This window comes from Leifsonia sp. NPDC080035, assembly GCF_040050925.1.
In the GTDB taxonomy this organism is placed as follows: Bacteria; Actinomycetota; Actinomycetes; order Actinomycetales; family Microbacteriaceae; genus Leifsonia.
Map to the genome: position 1 here is coordinate 3,306,452 of NZ_CP157390.1, position 14,824 is coordinate 3,321,275.

Below are 14,824 nucleotides of genomic sequence, written 5' to 3' on the forward strand. Positions count from 1 at the left end.
GCATCCTTGAACGGTGGGAAAGGCGGACGGCAGCGACAGACGGGTGACGACCGCGCCCGTCGACGACGCGGACGCCACCATCCTGCACGTGGACATGGACGCGTTCTTCGCCTCCGTGGAACTCCTCGACCGTCCGGACGCCCGCGGCAAGCCGGCGATCGTCGGGCACGCCGGCGGCCGCGGCGTCGTGACGAGCGCCACCTACGAGGCGCGCCGGTTCGGCGTGCGCAGCGCGATGCCGATGTCGCAGGCGCTGCGGCTGTGCCCGACCGCGATCATCCTGCCGCCGCACTACGAGAAGTACACCGAGTACTCGGCGAAGGTCATGCAGATCTTCCACGAGGTCACGCCGATCGTGGAACCGCTCAGCATCGACGAGGCGTTCCTCGACGTGTCCGGCGCCAGAAGACTGCTCGGGGCACCGCAGCGCATCGCCGAGCTGATCCGCTCCCGCGTCTTCGAGGAGACCGGGCTGACCTGCTCGGTCGGCGTCGCGGGCACCAAGTTCATGGCCAAGCTCGCCTCGGGCCGGGCCAAGCCCGACGGGATGCTCGTCATCCCTCCGGCGGAGACCGTCGCCTATCTGCGCCCGCTGCCGGTCGGCGCGCTGTGGGGCGTCGGCGCGAGCACCCAGGCGTCGCTGGAGCGGATGGGGATGCGGACGGTCGCCGACCTCGCCGACGCGCCGCTCGCCGTGCTGCAGCGCGCGGTCGGCGACGCGAGCGCGCGTCGCCTGCACGAGCTGGCGAACGGCCGCGACCCGCGCCGCGTGATCACGGAGACGCGCGAGAAGAGCATCGGGCACGAGAACACCTTCGGCGTCGACGTCGAGGACGCCGACCAGCTGCGACGCGAGCTGCTCCGCCTCGCGGGCCGGGTCGGCGAGCGGCTGCGCACGCACGGGATGGTCGGGCGCACCGTCGCCCTGAAGGTGCGCTTCTCGGACTTCCGCACCATCACCCGCTCGCGCACGCTCGCCGAGCCGACGAACGTCGGCCGCCGGCTGTTCGAGGAGGCGTGGGACGTCTTCGAGTCGATCGGCATCGATCTGCGCGCGACGCCGATCCGGCTGATCGGGGTGCGCGCGGAGCAGCTGCTCGACGCGGGCGGCGATGCCCTCGCGCTGTGGGATCCGGACGAGGAGTGGCGCGAGACCGAGCGGACCCTGGACGCGGTGAGTGCGCGGTTCGGCCGCGGCGCGATCGGCCCGGCCTCGCTCGTCCGCCGCGCCCGCGACGCGGACGAGGCCGCCCGCGACGGTCGCAACCCCCGCTGGCTGACCGACTAGCGTCCCGAGGCCTCGACCGGTCGCGACACGCCGCCTGGGCCGTGCCATGGCGGCATGTCGCGGCCGCTCGGCGCCGGATGCGCGCCGCCCTGGTCGTCAGCGCAGGCCGACCGCGATGCCGCGGTGATCGCTCCCGTTGGCGGGGAGGACCTCGCTCTCGGCCGTCGTGAGCCCGCGGACCAGCGCGTGGTCGAGCCGGGCGACGGGGAACGCCGCCGGCCAGGTGAAGCCGAGGCCGAGCGCGCCGTCCGGCGCCTCGCCGAGCCGAGAGAGCAGAGGGGCGAGGGCGCGGTCGCTTCCGGCCGCGTTGAAGTCGCCGACCACGAGGACGTGCGCCGCGTCGTCGGCGGCGACGGTCTTCGCCAGCTCTCCGAGCATGGTGTCGCGCTGCTCGTACTCGCCCGGCCGGACGGAGGCGAGATGCACCGCGTAGACCCGCGTCGGCGCGCCCGGGGTGTCGACATCCACGCTCAGCGCGCGCTGCCAGCCGAGACCGAGCGAGAGACCCTGGCCGTCGTGGAGATCGTACCTGCTCCACAGGCCGACCGTCCCGACGACCAGGTGGTGCGGATACGCGCCGTCGAGGACTCCCTCGACGGCGTCGCGGGAGGCGGCATCGAGCTCCTGCAGGGCGATGAGGTCGGGCGAGCGCTGCGCGAGGTCCTTCGCGACCGCGGCCGCCCGCGGGTTGTCCGCGTGGATGTTCTCGCTCACGACGGTGAACCGCGGCGTCCCCGCCGCCATCGCGGGCAGGAGCGCGGTGCCGAACGAGGCCCACCACACCGCCATCGCCGCCGCGACCGCCAGCCCCGCGAACAGCGAGAGCCGTACCAGCGCCGCGAGTCCGAGGAGCACCAGCGCGACGCCCGCCCACGGCAGGAACGTCTCCACCAGCGACGCCGCCCCGCCCGCGTCGGGAAGGAGCCCGTGCCAGAGCAGCAGCGCTCCGACGGCGAGGGCTGCGATCCCGGTCAGGACGCCGCGGGGGCGACGACGGGAGCGGGACGAGGACACCCGATCGATTATTCCGGCCGACCTCCTGAGAACCCGGCGTGAACGCTGTGCACCGGGTGCGAACTGCCCTGGCCAGCCTGGGAGCGGGCGGGTACGGTGAACCCATGACGAACATCTCGCTCAAGCTCGCCGAGACCATCAGCTCCTCCGGCATCAAGTCCGTCTACGGCGAGCCGATCGTCGTCGACGGGACCACCATCGTCCCGGTGGCCGCCGCCCAGTTCGGCTTCGGCGCCGGCTCGGCCGGCGACGGCGAGGAGGCGCCGGGCGGAGCGGGCGGCGGCGGTGTCGCCATCCCGTTCGGCGCGTACATCAGCGACGAGACCGGCGTGCGCTTCCGGCCCAACCTGATCACGCTGCTCGCGGTCGGCATCCCGTTCGTGTGGGTCGCCGGTCACGCGTGGTCGCGGATCATCCGCGCGCTCAAGCGCTAGACTGGCGGCGAACACGGGAGTCCGGTGAGCCGGGCTGAGAGGAAGCTTCTCCAAGTTTCGACCGTCGAACCTGATCTGGGTCATGCCAGCGCAGGGAGGCATCTCACATCCCGTGCCCTCATTTCTCGAGAGAAGGGGCACGAACAGTGCACGCAACAGCAACGTCCATCTCCGCGCGCCCGGCGCGCGTCCTCCGCTGGCGGGTCGTCGACATCGTCGTCGCCAGCGTCGTCGCCGTCGCCGCCGGCGTCGTCTTCTGGGTCTGGGGGCAGGCCTACAACCCGATCTCCGGTCCGGTGACCGCCGTCCTCCCTGGCTTCCAGGGACTGCTCAACGGACCGTGGCTGTTCGCCGGCGTGCTGACCGCCCTCATCGTGCGGAAGCCCGGCGCCGCCCTCTACGGCGAGCTCGTCGCCGCGGTGGTCTCCGCGCTGATCGGGACGCAGTGGGGCTTCGCCACTCTGCTCTCCGGCGTCGTCCAGGGCCTCGGTGCCGAGATCGTCTTCGCGCTGTTCCTCTACACGAGCTGGGGACTGATCCCGGCGCTCATCGCGGGCGCGGGCGCCGGGCTCGCCGAGTCCATCCTCGACCTGCTCTACTCCTACCCGGGATCGACGCCCGCGTTCGCGGTCACGTACACGATCACCACGACCGTCTCCGGCGTCGTCTTCGCGGGCCTCGGCTCGTGGCTCCTGGTGAAGGCGCTGGCGAGGACGGGGGCGCTCAGCCGCTTCGCCGCGGGCCGCGAGGTCACGGGGCGGGTCTGATCATCTCTACGGCATCCTTCCCGGGCCGGCCGGCCCCGGTCGCCGTTCGGGTCGACGACTGGGGCTGGCGCTACGCGGGCAGACGGGCCTGGGCCGCCCGCGGGCTCACGCTCGCCATCGAGCCGGGGGAGCGGGTCCTGCTGCTCGGCGCGTCGGGCGCAGGCAAGTCGACCCTGCTCGCCGGCCTCGCCGGCGTGCTCGGCGGCGACGACGACGGCGAGACCGAGGGCGCACTGCTCCTGGACGGCGGCCGACCCACGGACTCGCGCGGCCGTGCCGGGTTGCTGCTGCAGGACCCGGACGCCCAGGTGATCCTCGCCCGCGTCGGTGACGACGTCGCCTTCGCGTGCGAGAACCTCGGCATCCCACGCCAGGAGATCTGGCGGCGCGTCTCGGAGTCGCTCGCCGCGGTCGGCCTCGACCTGCCGCCCGACCGCCCCACCTCCCGGCTCTCCGGCGGCCAGAAGCAGCGCCTCGCGCTCGCGGGCCTGCTCGCGATGCGCCCGGGGCTGCTGCTGCTCGACGAGCCGACGGCGAACCTCGATCCAGAGGGCGTGCTGGAGGTGCGGGATGCGGTGAGCGCCGCGGTCGCGTCCACCGGCGCGACCCTCGTGGTCGTCGAGCACCGCGTCTCGGTCTGGCGCGACCTCGTCGACCGGGTGATCGTCCTGGACGCGGACGGCGGCGTGCTCGCCGATGGAGCCCCCGACCGCGTGCTCGCCGACAGCGCGGGCCGGCTGCGCGCCGCCGGCGTGTGGCTGCCGGAGTCGCGCGTTCCTGCCGCCACCGCGGTGGGCGCGGGCGCGCCGCTGCTGACCGCGCGCGGGCTCCAGGTGGGCCGCGGCCCCGGCATCTCGCGCCGGCGTTCCGCCCGTGCCGTCGCGCGCGCCGCCGAGCGCGCGCGGGCCCTGGCGCTGCCGTTGCGCGTCGACACCGCTCTCGCCGAGGGCGAGGCGATCGCCCTGACCGGTCGCAACGGCGTCGGCAAGTCGACGCTGGCGCTGACGCTCGGTGGACTGCTGGCCCCGCTGGCCGGCGACGTGGCCGCCGAGCCCGCGCTGGCCGGGGATGCCGTCCCGGAGCCGTCGCGCTGGCGCTCCACCGAGCTGCTGACCAGGATCGGCAGCGTCTTCCAGAATCCGGAGCACCAGTTCGTCGCCTCCACGGTGCGCGACGAGCTGGCGGCCGGCCCGCGCGCCCTCCGTCTCCCCGATCGGGAGACGGCCACCAGGGTCGACGAGCTCCTCGAACGCCTCGGGCTCTCCGCCCTGGCCGCGGCGAACCCCTTCACGCTCTCGGGCGGCCAGAAGCGGAGGCTGTCGGTCGCGACCGCGCTGGCGACCCGCCCGCGCCTGCTCGTGCTCGACGAGCCGACGTTCGGTCAGGACGCCACCACCTGGCTCGGGCTCGTGCGGATGATCGGCGAGCTGCGCGCGGAGGGCCACGCGATCGTCGCGGCGACGCACGACGCCGAGTTCGTCGAGGCCGTCGGTGCGACCGAGCTGCGCCTCGAAGCCGCGGAGGTGGCGGCATGAGCGTCCTCGAACCGGTCCGGCAGGGACCGCTCGCCGCGCTGAACCCGGTCGTCAAGCTCGGCGCGGCGTTCATCGTCACCGCCGTGCTCATCGTCTCGATCGACCCGGTGTCGGCGGCGGTCGCCCTCGGGCTCGAGCTCGTGCTGCTCTGCTTCGCGGCCATCCCGGTGCGGACGCTGCTGCCGCGGCTGGCGCCGATCCTCGTCGCCGCGCCGCTCGCGGGCCTCACGACGGCTCTGTACGGCCGCACCAGCGGCACCGTGTTCGTGCACTGGTGGGTCGTCGAGGTGAGCGCGGGCTCGCTGCAGCTCGGACTCGCGACGATGCTGCGCATCCTGGCGATCGGGCTGCCGGCCGTGCTGCTGTTCATCACCATCGACCCGACGGACCTCGCGGACGGGCTGGCGCAGATCCTGCGGCTGCCTGCGCGATTCGTCCTCGGCGGGCTGGCCGGCCTACGGCTGGTGGGGCTGTTCGTCGACGACTGGCGCGCGCTGACTCTGGCGCGCCGCGCGCGCGGCGTCGCGGAGTCCGGCGCCATTCGGCGGCTGCTCGGGCAGTCGTTCGCCCTCTTCGTGCTCTCCATCCGCCGCGGCAGCAAGCTGGCGACGGCGATGGAGGCGCGCGGATTCGGCGCGACCGGCACCGCGCGCACCTGGGCGCGCCCGTCCGAGTTCCGCGGCAGGGACTGGGTCGCGCTCGGCGTCGCCGCGGTCGTCGCCGGTACCGCGGCGGCGGTTGCGATCGCGGTGGGGAGCTGGAATGTCCCGGGATCCTGAGTCGGCGGCCGCGCGGGAGGCGCTGCTCGCCGCGGTGCGGACGGCGATCGCCGTCCCGGACGGCGAGACTCCCGTGATCCTGATCGACGGACCGAGCGGCGCGGGCAAGAGCACGCTCGCCGATCTCCTTGTGGCGGAGTGGCCAGGCCCGGCGGCACCGACGCTGGTGCGCATGGACGACCTCTATCCGGGCTGGGACGGTCTGGACGCGGCGAGCGAGGCGGTCGCCGCCGAGCTGCTGGAGCCGCTCGCGCGCACCGGAGAGGGCCGCTGGCGGCGCTGGGACTGGGCGGACGACCGGCCGGCCGAGTGGCATCCGGTCGTCGGCCCCGCCCCGGTGATCGTCGAGGGATGCGGCACGCTCTCGCGCGTGGGCGTCGCGCACGCGCGGCTCGCGATCTGGGCGGATGCGGACGATGCGCTCCGCAAGAGCCGGGCGCTCGCCCGCGATGGGGAGACGTTCGCCGTGCACTGGGAGCAGTGGCAGGGCGAGTTCGAGCGCTACGTCGCGCGCGAGCATCCCCGCGACAACGCCACCCTGCGCGTCGATGTGACCGCCTGGCCGCTCGAAGGACCGCGAGAGCGCCACGACGGGACTACGGTTGTCGTATGAGCGAGACACGCCCCTCCGAGACCGAATACATCGTCGAGTACGCCGACGGCCCGCTGGCCGGCACCGCCGACCGTCGCCTCCTCGTGGACGGCAAGGTCGACGAGCGCATCGGCGCGGTCGCCGCGGTGGAGGGGCTGGAGTCGCTGTTCTGGTACGTCGCGGGCGAGGAGCGCACGGTGAACGGCGAGCGCTACGTCTCCTACCACTTCGATGCCCCGGACAGCGACCCGGTGGAGGCCGACCAGGAGGACGAGTCCCTCTAGGCCTCGCGGGTCACGCCCAGCCGAGTTCGTGCAGGCGCTCGTCGTCGATGCCGTAGTAGTGCGCGATCTCGTGGACGAGCGTGATGTGGATCTCGTCGCGGAGTTCGTCCTCGTTCGCGCAGATCGCCAGCAGCGGCTCCCGATAGAGGATGATGCGGTCCGGCATCTCGCCGAAGCCGTAGCGGTCGCGCTCCGTCAGCGCGACGCCGTCGTACAGTCCGAGCAGGTCGAGCGAGCCGTCTTCGGGCCGGTCCTCGACGACGAACACGACGTTGTCGAGTCCATCGACCATCTCGTCGGGGAGCCGATCGAGCTCGTCGGTGACGATCGCCTCGAAGGCCTCCTCGCCGAACGTGACGGGCACCGTCACCACGCCTCGGCGACGGCCGCGTGCAGGTCGAGGAGGGCGACCGTTCGCTCACTCGGACCGCGGCCGAAGCCGCACTCGGTGGCGACACCGAACCGCGGCTGGGCGGTCGAAGCCGCCCGGGCGCGGCGCTGAGCGCCCTCGACACCGTCCTCGTGGTGAACGAGACCCAGGTACAGCTCGGTCGACTCCGGAATCTCGATGTCCTTCAGCGGCGCGAAGTAGTCGTCGTCGTCGCGCTCGATGGGCACCGGGAGGTGGAACCAGGCGATCGGACGACCGGCGCCGGCGAGCACACCGGCGGTGACGGCAGCGAGGTGTCCTGCGTCAGTTGGCTGCACGAAGTGCTGCTCCTCGACGTCGCCGTAGCAGAGGTGGTAGCCGACCTCCACGTCGTCTGGCACGGCCGCCGCCTGGCGGACGGCGCGCTCGATGACGCCGGAGAGAACATCGTCGAACCAGGGCTCGATGCGACCCTCCAGGAGCGCGAACTCGACGGCGGTGTCCCACTGGATGGCGAGATCCTGGTGCGGGATCCCCGCAGCGATCCGGTCGAGCTCGGCGAAGAGCGCACTCTCGTACGCCGGCTCGAAGGCCGCGCGGTCCTGCGGGACGACGAAGGCACCGGCGATCGCGGCGGGCGTGGGCAGCGAGACCTGGAAGCGCGTTCCGGCCGCGATGGCGCCGGCCTCGCGCAGCCGGGCGAATCGCGCGTACGAGTCGAGCGCCGCCTCGGCGTAGCCCAGATCGGGGAAGCGCAGGTCGTCCGCCTGCACCCCGGGGTCGAGCTGGAACGGACGGCCGTCGAACACGTCGCGCAGGTAGAAGGGCTCGACGGGGATGCGGGAGAGACCCGCCATCGTGTCGAAGCGCTTGGTCTGGAACTGGATCCAGTAGAACCGCTCACCGACCTCGCCGTCCGGGATGCGCCGGAGGCGGCCGCCGAGGTGCTCGCTGACGGTGCGGAAGACGCTGTCCGCGTCGGGCAGGTTGACGCTGCCGACGAGGTGGGCGCCGCGGGGAAGGGCAGGGGCCGGGCTGGTGCTCACTCGCGTGAGTCTACCGGCCCGGCCCCGCTGATCCCGGTGGCGGAGATCAGTACCAGTTCATCGCCTGGGAGTGGCCCCACGCCGAGCACGGAGTCCCGTACGAGCGGCTGATGTAGTCGAGGCCCCACTTGATCTGGGTGGTGGCGTTGGTCGCCCAGTCGGCGCCGAAGGTGGCCATCTTGCTGCCCGGCAGCGACTGCGGGATGCCCGTGGCGCCACTGCCGCCGTTGGAGGCTTCGTAGTTCCAGCCGGACTCCTTCTGCCAGAGGTTGCTCAGGCACTGGAACTGGTCGTCGCCCCACCCGTAGGTGCTGGCCGCGAGGGTGCGGGCGGTCGCCTTGGCGCCGTCCGGGGTGTTCGCCTGCGCCTGCGCGGCGGCGGCTGCGGCGGCCGCTGCCGCGGCGGCTTCCGCCGCCTTGCGGTCGGCCTCTGCTCCGGCGGCCGCAAGTGCCGTTGCCGCAGCCTCGGTCTTGTCGATGCCCGCGCGGATCTCGCTGTCGTCCAGCTTCTTGAAGGTGCCCAGACCCGCGATCGCGGTCTTCGCCGCGCTGGCGTCGGCCTTCGTCTGGTTGGCCTTCACCGTGGCCTGGGCGGAGGTGAGCGCCTTCTGCGCCTCGCCCTCGAGGCGATCGCGCCAGATCGAGTCGTAGACGCCCAGCTGCTCGTGGTGCAGGCCGGTCGACTGTGCGAGCTCGCGGGTGGCGTGCTCGCTGGCCTGCTGCTGCGCCATCGCGGGGGCGACGACGCTCGCGGAGAGGATGATGGCCGCAGCGCCCGTGACGATGCGGCCGAAGGGGAGGTTGGTGTTGCGGATGGTGCGGAGAATGCTCGGCATAGTCTTCCTGGGTCGGGTTGCCCCGCCGCCGTGCTGCGCCCTGCCGGACGCCGGCACGGCAGGCGCGATCCCAACGGGGTCCGCGCCGGACGGGCTGGCAAGACCGCGCCGGCACGCGCGGAAGCGTCCATGGACCAGGGGGTCCCGAGGGCGCGGCGTGCGGCGCGGGTGTGCCGCACCAAGGGTTTCGGGCCGACGTCCTCCGGGCGTGTTCAGGGGGTTGGGGGAGGGCGCATGCGGCGCAGCACGGACAGCAACAGGTGCCGTCGGCAAGCCACGTTAGGCGCCTACTCTGGACGGAACAGGCGTGAACGCTGGCAAAGTCGTGTACGCGTCACCGTTCGGACGCCGGCGCCTCCGCGGCGGTGTCGGCAGCCTCGGCGGCCTCCGCCTCGCGTTCCGCGGCATCCATCCGCCGATTCGTCACCCAGATCATGCCTGTGAGCAGGCACAGGACCAGCGCGCTCATCGAGAAGAAGACCGCCGGGATCCCGAAGAGCTGGGCGATCAGGCCGCCCGCCGCCGCCCCGAGCGGCATCGTGCCCCAGGCGAGCAGTCGGTACGCCGAGTTGAGACGCCCGAGCAGCCGGTGCGGCGTGACGCGCTGCCGCAGCGAGACCGTGATGATGTTCCACACCGAGATGAGCACACCGCCGACGAAGAACGCGGCGCCGATGATCCATGGGCTCGTCGTGAGGGCGGGGGTGATGATCGTCGCGAGCGATCCGAACACCGTGAGTATCAGAGCGCCGGCACGGCCGAGGAGGCGCTCGACGGTCTCAGCGAGGAACGTGCCGAGGATGCTGCCGATCGCGAAGGTCGTGATCAGGATGCCGTACCCGGGGTCGGTCAGCTTCATCTGCGAGCCCGCCCCGACGGCGTAGAGCACGAACACGGTCATCGCCGCGTTGCTGGCGAAGTTCATCCCGCCGACCATGATCGCGAGGACCCGCAGCAGCGTGTTGCCCCACAGGAAGCGCAGGCCCTCCGCGATGTCCGCCCGCATGGTGGTCTGCCCGGTGTGTCCCGTGTCGAAGCGGCCGCGCACCAGCAGCAGGACCCCGACCGCGGCGACCCACAGCAGCACCGGCGAGCCGAACGCCAGGCCGATGCCGGCCGCGACGAGGAAGCCGCCGAGCGGTGGCCCGATGAACTGGTTGGTGGCGAACTCCGCCGCGTACAGGCGCCCGTTCGCGCGCGGCAGAGCGGACCGGTCGACCAGCTGGGGCAGGATCGACTGCGAGGACGTGTCGTAGATCGTCTCCGCGGTGCCGACGCAGAGCGCAGCGACGTAGAGCAGCCAGATGGACTCGGCTCCGGCGATGGTGACGATCGTCAGCGCCGCGAGGAAGGCGGCGCGGGCGATGTTCGCGATCAGCATGAGCCGACGGCGGTCGTAGCGGTCGGCGAGCGCTCCCGCGGTCAGGGCGAAGAGCAGCCACGGCAGCGTGAAGGCGAACGAGAGCCCCGCGATCAGCGCGGGTGAGTCGGTGTAGCGGACCGCGACGAGCGGCAGCGCGACCTTCATCACGCCGTCGGCGAGATTGGAGAACGAGGCGGACGTCCAGAGCTTCCAATACGGGGCGCCGAGCCGGATCGAGGAGGTCACCCGTCCAGGATCGCACGTCGATTGGGAAATCTCAATCGATCGGAGGAAGCAAATCAGCGGCTATCATCGGGTCATGGCCGAGATCGACCCCGATGCCAAGCGCCGCCCCGCCACCGTGAAGGAGATCAAGGCGATGTCGCACCCGCTGCGGGTGCGTATCATCCGGCTGTGCGGCGACCACGAGCTGACGAACAAGCAGCTCGCCGACCGGCTCGGCGTCGACCCTGGCACGGTCTACTACCACGTGCGGCAGCTCGTCGACGCGGGATTCCTGGAGCCGGCGCCGGTGCGCACGGGGGAGAGCGGCGCGCTCGAGAAGCCCTACCGCTCGACCGGCCGCAGCTGGTGGCTCTCGATGCAGCTGGATCAGCTCGACCTCGGAGAGGGCTTCGCGCCGGTGGAGGCGTTCCAGCAGGAGCTCGCCGAGGCGGGCTCCGGATCGATCGCGACGTACGCCCGGTTCTCGCTGCACCTGTCGCCGGAGGATGTGGCAGAGCTCGACCGGCGCATCGTCGCCGTCATCGACGAGTACGTGGAGACCGACGATCAGCGCTCGCACCTGCCCGCCCACGGCGGCATGTTCCTGCTCCACCGCGCCGCGGAGTGAGTCCGCGGCGTCGGGTGGATGTACGAAGGGCCCGGAGCGAACGCTCCGGGCCCTTCGTCATTGGGGTGAGTAACGGGGCTTGAACCCGCGACCTCCTGGACCACAACCAGGCGCTCTACCAGCTGAGCTATACCCACCATGTCCTGCGCCGATCGTCCGATCCGTGCGCAAGCAACTCATCGATTCTAGTACATCCGAGCGGCCCATTTTTCCACCACGTCGGTGGCGGCGGCCTGAGTCTCCTCGGTGGTGGGTCCGGGCTCGGCGACGAACGCGGCCTTGCGGTAGTAGTCCAGTTCGCGGATGGACTCCAGGATGTCCGCGAGGGCGCGGTGCCCGCCGTTCTTCGCGGGGGCGTTGAAGTAGATGCGCGGGTACCAGCGGCGGGCGAGCTCCTTGATGGAGGACACGTCGACGTTGCGGTAGTGCAGGTGGTTGTCGAGACGCGGCATGTACTTGGCGAGGAACATCCTGTCGGTGCCGATGGTGTTGCCGGCCAGCGGTGCCGTGCGGGTGCCCGGCGCGAACTTCAGCACGTACTCGAGCACCTCGTACTCGGCCTCGGCGAGACTCTTGCCGTTCGGGATCTCCTCGATCAGTCCCGAGGTGGTGTGCATCTCGCGGACGAAGTCGCTCATGTTCTCGAACGCCGACGCGTCCGGCTTGATGACGATGCTGAGTCCGGGGTCGAGCACGTTCAGGTCGAAGTCCGTGATCACGACGGCGATCTCGACCAGCTCGTCGACCTCGAGGTCGAGTCCGGTCATCTCGCAGTCGATCCAGACCAGACGATCCGAGGAGGTAGCCATGGATCGAGTCTAGTGCGGCCCTCCGACGATCCGCGGCCGGACGCTCACGGGCGCGGGCTCGGGGAGCTTGGGGCCGAGTCCGTCGCCCGCGGAGATGTGCCGGAGCCGCCGGGCCGCCCAGGGCAGGGCGTGGACGCGCAGCCAGGTGCGGAACGGCAGGTCGTCCGGCGCGTCGGGGGCGGGCTCGGCCGCCGCCGACGTGGTGATCTCCGCGTACGGGACGCCGAGGGTGTGCGCGGCATGGCTCGCGAGCAGCCGGTGGCCGCGGGAGCTGAGGTGCACGCGGTCGGCGGCCCACATCCCGGGATCCTGGAACTCCCGGACGCCCCACACATCGAGCACGACCGCTCCGTGGTCGCGCGCGATGCTCCACACGTTGGCGTTGAAGACGGCGGCGCGGCCGCGGAACGGCTTGAGGAAGAAGGCGAACTGGGGATCGAACAGGTTGGCCAGGAGCACCGTAGCGCCTCCGGCCCGCAGCCGGGCGACGCCGGAGGCGAGCCGGTCGGCGAGGACATCGGGATCGGCGGACGGGCTCATCAGGTCGTTGCCGCCGATGAGCACGGACACCAGGTCGGGCCGGAGGGTGAGCGCGTGCGGGATCTGTTCGCCGACCACGTCCGAGATCCGGCGCCCGCGGACGGCGAGGTTCGCGAACTCGAGGCCGTGGCCGGCGAGCCGGGCGTCGCCGTCGAGGATGCCGGCCAGGCGGTCGGCCCAGCCCAGCCAGTCGCCCGCGCGCCCGGGCGTCGGATCGCACAGCCCCTCGGTGAGCGAATCCCCGAGGGCGACATACCGGGAGTAGCTGGTTCGGCTCACAGATGCGATTCTGTGCCGTCGCCGCAGTGGCGTGTCGGCGTCGCGGCCGGTCGTTCCGCGATGGTCGTCGGGAATTCGCCGGACGTACACTGGGCAGCGTGGATGCGACACCCGCCGTTGGCCGCCCCGTCACCGGAGCGGTCGGCCTGACCCTGTACACCTCGGCGTTCTGCGAGCCGTGCATGCAGACGCGCGCCGTACTCGCCGAGGCGTCCCGTCTCGTCCCCGGGCTCACGGTGACGGAGCGCGATGTCGCGCGCGAGCAGGAGCGGGCGGAGGCCGACGGCATCCACTCGACGCCGACCGTGATCGTGGCGGGCGCCGACGGTGACGAAGTCTTCCGAGCGGTCGGCGTGCCGACCCTCAACCAGGTCCTGGTCGCGCTCGCGAAGGCCGTCTGAGCGCCCGGCCGCGGTGACGGTGCCCGTTCGGTACGTCTGCCCGTGCTCGAGCACGGGCATTCGTACCGGGAGGTGTCAGTCGCGGCCCGGGCGTGGAGGTGCCCCCGGCAGGAATCGAACCTGCGACCAAGAGATTAGAAGGCTCCTGCTCTATCCGCTGAGCTACGGGGGCGCTCCCTCAACGATACCGTAGGCGCGCCGGGCGCCCGGGCCGCCGGGGGCCGGTCACAGGGTGGCGCCGGACTTGCCCGCGCGGTTCACGATCGCGATCACCGGGCGCCGGCCGCGCAGCCCGAACCGGAGCCGCAGGCTGGCGTGCCGGGCGATCAGGACGGCGACCACGACCGCGGCGACGGCGGGCACGATCCCGGAGATCGCCATCGCCACGTGCGGTCCGGCCAGCTCGACCACCCAGCCCATCAGCGGGCCGCCGAGGGCCTGGCCTCCGAGCAGCACCAGGATGTAGAGCGAGATCACCCGTCCCCGGATCTGCACGTTCGACGACATCTGCACCAGCGAATTCGCGGCGGTGATGAAGAGCAGGTTGCCGATGCCGATGCCCACCAGCAGCACGCTGAACGCGATCTCGCCAGGGGCGAGGCCGGCGAGCGCCTGGACGACGCCGAGGGCCGCCGCCGTGCCGACCACCATCGACAGCCGCACGGACGTGCGCCGGGTGGATGCGAGGGCACCGGCGAGCGCTCCCGCCGCGACCAGCGCGTTGAACATCCCGTAGCCCTGCGCGCCCACCCGGTACACATCGTTGGCGTAGGCGGCGAGGAAGACCGGCATGTTGAAGGCGAACACCGCGAGCACCGCGACCATCACGACCGTCCAGAAGATGACCGGCTTGCGCCGCACGTAGCGCATCCCCTCGGTCAGCTGTCCCTTGCGCCGCGGCGCCGCGGGGGAGTGGTGCAGCTCGTGGCGGCGCAGCGAGAGCAGTGCCCCGACCACGGCGAGGCAGGCCACCGAGTTGATGGCGAACGACCAGCCGCCGCCCACCGCCGTGATCAGGATGCCGCCGAGCGCCGGCCCGATGAGGCCGCCGAGCTGGAAGATGGAGGAGTTGAGGCTGATCGCGTTCCGCAGGTACCGCGGGCCGACGAGCTCGTTGACGAAGACCTGCCTGGCCGGGTTGTCGACGACGGTTACGAGGCCGAGCACGAACGAGATCAGGTAGACGTGCCACACCTGCACCGCGTCCGTGAGCGTGAGCACCGCGAGGACGGCCGCGAGGACGGCCGCCGCGCTCTGGGTGGCGATCAGCAGCTTCTGCTTCGAGTAGCGGTCGGCGATGACGCCGCCCCAGAGCCCGAACAGGAGCATCGGGGTGAACTGCATGAACACGGTGACGCCGACCGCCGCCACGCTCCCGGAGAGCTGCAGCACCAGCCAGTCCATCGCGATCCGCTGCATCCACACCGCCGTGTTGGCGACGAGGTTGCTGGCGGCGAAGCGGCGGTAATTCGGCACGCGCAGCGAGACGAAGGTCTCACGCCACGGCGGCCGGGCGCTGAGGACGGGCATGGGGCCGGTGGGCGGGGCTGCTGCTGCGGGGGAGGCCACGTTTCGGTTCCTGGGTTCCTGGTTTCGTATGCGTTCGCTTGTGCTCTGCCTTCAACGCTACGGACA

Annotated in this window: 17 protein-coding genes, 2 tRNA genes and 1 riboswitch; of the genes, 9 read left to right on the plus strand and 10 right to left on the minus strand. The window is 72.0% G+C overall.

Going from position 1 to position 14,824, the window contains the following annotated elements; genetic code table 11:
• The first annotated feature begins 13 nt into the window (after window positions 1-13).
• The gene (locus AAME72_RS16015) at window positions 14-1,288 is read left to right on the plus strand and encodes a DNA polymerase IV (protein ID WP_348787538.1); all 1,275 of its coding nucleotides are present in this window, start codon (window positions 14-16) and stop codon (window positions 1,286-1,288) included.
• A 96-nt stretch (window positions 1,289-1,384) separates the two neighbouring features.
• On the opposite strand, the gene AAME72_RS16020 is transcribed toward AAME72_RS16015, so the two are convergent.
• Window positions 1,385-2,302: an endonuclease/exonuclease/phosphatase family protein gene (locus AAME72_RS16020; protein ID WP_348787539.1), complete on the minus strand. Its 918-nt coding sequence runs from the start codon at window positions 2,300-2,302 to the stop codon at window positions 1,385-1,387.
• A gap of 104 nt (window positions 2,303-2,406) precedes the next feature.
• On the opposite strand from AAME72_RS16020, the gene AAME72_RS16025 reads away from it, so the two are divergent.
• The 6 genes from AAME72_RS16025 to AAME72_RS16050 all read left to right on the plus strand — a co-directional run bounded on the left by AAME72_RS16025 (window position 2,407) and on the right by AAME72_RS16050 (window position 6,693).
• Window positions 2,407-2,736: a spore germination protein GerW family protein gene (locus AAME72_RS16025; protein ID WP_348787540.1), complete on the plus strand. Its 330-nt coding sequence runs from the start codon at window positions 2,407-2,409 to the stop codon at window positions 2,734-2,736.
• Between the two features lie 12 nt (window positions 2,737-2,748).
• Window positions 2,749-2,850, plus strand: a riboswitch (TPP riboswitch).
• A gap of 32 nt (window positions 2,851-2,882) precedes the next feature.
• Window positions 2,883-3,503, plus strand: coding sequence for an ECF transporter S component (locus AAME72_RS16030; protein WP_348787541.1), 621 nt, complete (start codon window positions 2,883-2,885; stop codon window positions 3,501-3,503).
• Window positions 3,503-5,038 carry an ABC transporter ATP-binding protein gene (locus tag AAME72_RS16035; protein WP_348790158.1) on the plus strand — a complete coding sequence of 512 codons (1,536 nt, stop codon included), beginning with the start codon at window positions 3,503-3,505 and terminating at the stop codon, window positions 5,036-5,038. The genes AAME72_RS16030 and AAME72_RS16035 overlap by 1 nt, the downstream gene beginning before the upstream one ends.
• A complete protein-coding gene (locus AAME72_RS16040) occupies window positions 5,035-5,817 on the plus strand; it encodes an energy-coupling factor transporter transmembrane component T (protein ID WP_348787542.1) in 783 nt (260 codons plus the stop codon). The genes AAME72_RS16035 and AAME72_RS16040 overlap by 4 nt, the downstream gene beginning before the upstream one ends.
• The gene (locus AAME72_RS16045) at window positions 5,801-6,430 is read left to right on the plus strand and encodes an ATP-binding protein (RefSeq protein WP_348787543.1); all 630 of its coding nucleotides are present in this window, start codon (window positions 5,801-5,803) and stop codon (window positions 6,428-6,430) included. The genes AAME72_RS16040 and AAME72_RS16045 overlap by 17 nt, the downstream gene beginning before the upstream one ends.
• Entirely contained in the window at window positions 6,427-6,693 is a 267-nt protein-coding gene (locus AAME72_RS16050; RefSeq protein ID WP_348787544.1) for a hypothetical protein, read from the plus strand. The genes AAME72_RS16045 and AAME72_RS16050 overlap by 4 nt, the downstream gene beginning before the upstream one ends.
• Before the next feature lie 10 nt (window positions 6,694-6,703).
• Here the strand turns inward: AAME72_RS16050 and AAME72_RS16055 are convergent, their stop codons facing one another.
• The 4 genes from AAME72_RS16055 to AAME72_RS16070 all read right to left on the minus strand — a co-directional run bounded on the left by AAME72_RS16055 (window position 6,704) and on the right by AAME72_RS16070 (window position 10,553).
• The gene (locus AAME72_RS16055; RefSeq protein ID WP_348790159.1) at window positions 6,704-6,985 is read right to left on the minus strand and encodes a metallopeptidase family protein; all 282 of its coding nucleotides are present in this window, start codon (window positions 6,983-6,985) and stop codon (window positions 6,704-6,706) included.
• A gap of 74 nt (window positions 6,986-7,059) precedes the next feature.
• Complete coding sequence (locus AAME72_RS16060) at window positions 7,060-8,109, minus strand: hypothetical protein (RefSeq protein WP_348787545.1); 1,050 nt, start codon at window positions 8,107-8,109, stop codon at window positions 7,060-7,062.
• Window positions 8,110-8,155: 46 nt separating this feature from the next.
• On the minus strand, window positions 8,156-8,944 hold the full coding sequence (locus AAME72_RS16065; RefSeq protein WP_348787546.1) for a hypothetical protein: 789 nt from the start codon (window positions 8,942-8,944) through the stop codon (window positions 8,156-8,158).
• A gap of 334 nt (window positions 8,945-9,278) precedes the next feature.
• A complete protein-coding gene (locus tag AAME72_RS16070) occupies window positions 9,279-10,553 on the minus strand; it encodes an MFS transporter (RefSeq protein ID WP_348787547.1) in 1,275 nt (424 codons plus the stop codon).
• Window positions 10,554-10,626: 73 nt separating this feature from the next.
• Here AAME72_RS16070 and AAME72_RS16075 point away from each other — a divergent pair, with 73 nt between their 5' ends.
• Window positions 10,627-11,160, plus strand: a complete 534-nt coding sequence (locus AAME72_RS16075) for a winged helix-turn-helix domain-containing protein (protein WP_348787548.1) — start codon at window positions 10,627-10,629, stop codon at window positions 11,158-11,160.
• Between the two features lie 61 nt (window positions 11,161-11,221).
• Here the strand turns inward: AAME72_RS16075 and AAME72_RS16080 are convergent.
• The 3 genes from AAME72_RS16080 to AAME72_RS16090 all read right to left on the minus strand — a co-directional run bounded on the left by AAME72_RS16080 (window position 11,222) and on the right by AAME72_RS16090 (window position 12,788).
• Window positions 11,222-11,297, minus strand: a tRNA-His gene (locus tag AAME72_RS16080).
• Between the two features lie 48 nt (window positions 11,298-11,345).
• A complete protein-coding gene (gene orn, locus AAME72_RS16085) occupies window positions 11,346-11,969 on the minus strand; it encodes an oligoribonuclease (RefSeq protein ID WP_348787549.1) in 624 nt (207 codons plus the stop codon).
• A gap of 9 nt (window positions 11,970-11,978) precedes the next feature.
• Window positions 11,979-12,788 (minus strand): SGNH/GDSL hydrolase family protein, encoded by an 810-nt coding sequence (locus AAME72_RS16090; RefSeq protein WP_348787550.1) that lies wholly within the window; start codon window positions 12,786-12,788, stop codon window positions 11,979-11,981.
• Window positions 12,789-12,886: 98 nt separating this feature from the next.
• On the opposite strand from AAME72_RS16090, the gene AAME72_RS16095 reads away from it, so the two are divergent.
• Window positions 12,887-13,189 carry a thioredoxin family protein gene (locus AAME72_RS16095; protein ID WP_348787551.1) on the plus strand — a complete coding sequence of 101 codons (303 nt, stop codon included), beginning with the start codon at window positions 12,887-12,889 and terminating at the stop codon, window positions 13,187-13,189.
• 99 nt (window positions 13,190-13,288) lie between these two features.
• Here AAME72_RS16095 and AAME72_RS16100 read toward each other — a convergent pair.
• Window positions 13,289-13,361, minus strand: a tRNA-Arg gene (locus tag AAME72_RS16100).
• Between the two features lie 53 nt (window positions 13,362-13,414).
• On the minus strand, window positions 13,415-14,719 hold the full coding sequence (locus tag AAME72_RS16105; RefSeq protein WP_348790160.1) for an MFS transporter: 1,305 nt from the start codon (window positions 14,717-14,719) through the stop codon (window positions 13,415-13,417).
• Window positions 14,720-14,824 lie beyond the last annotated feature (105 nt).